Here is a 2,418-nt window from a genome sequence, read left to right as displayed (position 1 = left end):
CCTCGTGGTGCGGCACATCCTGCCCAATGCGCTCGGCCCCGTGATCGTTGCCGGCACGATTGATGTCGCGGCTGCGATCATTGCGGAATCGACGCTGTCGTTTTTGGGGCTCGGCTTCCCGCCGGACATTCCGACCTGGGGCCGCCTTCTGTTTGACGCCAAGGACTATCTCGACATCGCGCCGCACTGGGCGCTGTTCGCGGGCGGCGCGATCTTCCTGACTGTGATCACCATCAATTTCATCGGCGACGGTCTGCGCGACGCGCTCGATCCGCGAAAGGTGATGTGATGGACGCGCGCGTGATGCCGAGCGAGCCGCTGCTCGAAATCAAGGACCTGAAGACTCATTTCCGCAGCGACGAGGGCATGGTGCATGCGGTCGACGGCGTCGACCTCTCCATCGCGCGCGGCGAGACCCTGTGCGTGGTCGGCGAATCCGGCTCCGGCAAGACGGTCACCGCGCTCTCGGTGCTGAAACTGATCCCGATGCCGCCGGGGCGGATCGTCGGCGGAAAGATTTTGTGGCAGGGCAGGGATCTCGTCCCGCTCGACGCCGCCGGCATGAACCGCGTCCGCGCCAAGGAAATCGCCATCGTCTTCCAGGAGCCGATGACCTCGCTCAACCCGGTCTACACGGTCGGCGACCAGCTCGCCGAGGTGATCCAGCTGCATCAGGGCGGCAGCCGCCGCGCGGCGCTGGCGCGCGCCGTCGAGATGCTGTCGCTGGTCAACATCCCGAGCCCGCAGCGCCGCGTCCACGATTATCCGCATCACTTCTCCGGCGGCATGCGGCAGCGGGTGATGATCGCGATGGCGCTGTCCTGCAATCCGAAACTGTTGATCGCCGACGAGCCGACCACCGCGCTCGACGTCACCATCCAGGCGCAGATCCTCGATTTGCTGCAGGAGATGAAATCGCGCCTGGGCATGTCGATCATGCTGATCACCCACGCCATGGGCGTTGTCGCCGAGGTCGCGCAGCGCGTGGTCGTGATGTATGCCGGCAAGGTCGTTGAGGAAGCGCCGGTCGACCGCCTGTTCGGCAATCCCGCGCATCCCTATACGCAAGGCCTGATCCGCTCGATCCCACGCATCGACCTCGCCGCCGAGCGCAAGCAAAGACTGGAGACCATCGCAGGCACCGTGCCAAAACTGATCGATCCGCCGGTCGGCTGTCGTTTTGCTCCCCGATGTCGCCTCGCGATCGACGAGTGCACGCGCGCCCAGCCGCCGCTGCGCGAGATCGAGGTAGGCCACAAGGTCGCCTGCATCCGCGCCGGAGAGGCCGCATGAGAGAGCCGCTGCTCAAGGTTGAAAGCCTCACCAAGGCGTTCCCGATCCGCTCCGGCCTGCTCAAGCGGCAGACCGGCGCCGTGCAGGCGGTCAACGGCGTCGACTTCCACATCGACGCCAGCGAGACGCTCGGCCTGGTCGGCGAGTCCGGCTGCGGCAAATCGACCACCGGCCGCTGCGTGCTGCGGCTGATCGAGCCGACCTCGGGCGACATCATCTTTGAAGGCAAGAACGTGCGCGCGCTTGACGGCGGGGCGCTGCGCGCACTGCGCCGTGATATCCAGATCATCTTCCAGGACCCTTATGCGTCGCTGAACCCGCGCATGAGCGTCGGCGCCATCATCGGCGAGGCGCTGGTCATCCACAAGCTGGCGAAGACGGGCCGCGAGTTCGACGACCGTGTCGTGAGCCTGCTCGAAACCGTCGGGCTGAAGGCGGATCACCGCACCCGCTTTCCGCACGAGTTTTCTGGCGGCCAGCGCCAGCGCATCGGCATTGCGCGCGCGCTCGCGGTCGAGCCGAAACTGATTATCTGCGACGAGCCGGTTTCCGCGCTCGACGTCTCGATCCAGGCCCAGGTCATCAACCTCTTGGAGGATCTGCAGCAGAAATTCGGCCTCGCCTATCTGTTCGTCGCCCACGATCTTTCGGTGGTCGAGCACATCAGCCGGCGCGTCGCCGTGATGTATCTCGGCCGCATCGTCGAGATGGCCGAAAGCCGGGCGCTTTATGCCTCGCCAAAGCATCCCTATACCGAGGCGCTGCTGTCGGCCGTGCCGATCCCCGATCCGAAGGTGAAGCGCCAGCGCATCCGCCTGTCTGGCGAAGTGCCGAGCCCGGCCAACCCTCCCTCCGGCTGCCATTTCCATGCGCGCTGTCCGATCGCAAAACCGCTCTGCAGCAAGGAAGTCCCGAAGCTGAAGCAGAGCGCCGACGGGCATTGGGTCGCCTGCCACCTGCGCTGAGACGCCGCAGGCGTCGGCTGCAAATCCGCCGAACTCGTTGACTCTCCCGGAGGGTGAGCGCCGCTCGCGGCGGCATTTTCGTGATTGAACCATCATCCCGGCCGCGACTTATCCTCCAGCCTCATTGCCGCAGCCCATCGCGCATGGACTGCGCTTGCGT

At 65.7% G+C, this 2,418-nt stretch carries 3 protein-coding genes; all 3 read left to right on the top strand.

Going from position 1 to position 2,418, the window contains the following annotated elements:
* The coding region (locus JOZ76_RS10525; protein ID WP_291698569.1) for an ABC transporter permease at nucleotides 1-289 on the top strand (289 nt) is incomplete at its 5' end.
* Complete coding sequence (locus JOZ76_RS10520; RefSeq protein ID WP_291698568.1) at nucleotides 289-1,293, top strand: ABC transporter ATP-binding protein; 1,005 nt, start codon at nucleotides 289-291, stop codon at nucleotides 1,291-1,293. The genes JOZ76_RS10525 and JOZ76_RS10520, both read left to right, overlap by 1 nt.
* Nucleotides 1,290-2,258, top strand: coding sequence for an ABC transporter ATP-binding protein (locus JOZ76_RS10515; RefSeq protein ID WP_291698567.1), 969 nt, complete (start codon nucleotides 1,290-1,292; stop codon nucleotides 2,256-2,258). Before JOZ76_RS10520 ends, JOZ76_RS10515 begins: the two co-directional genes overlap by 4 nt.
* Nucleotides 2,259-2,418 lie beyond the last annotated feature (160 nt).

This window comes from Bradyrhizobium sp., from assembly GCF_019244115.1.
Lineage (GTDB): Bacteria > Pseudomonadota > Alphaproteobacteria > Rhizobiales > Xanthobacteraceae > Bradyrhizobium.
Note: the sequence above shows the minus strand (reverse complement) of the source record. Positions and strands in the feature narration are given on the sequence as shown.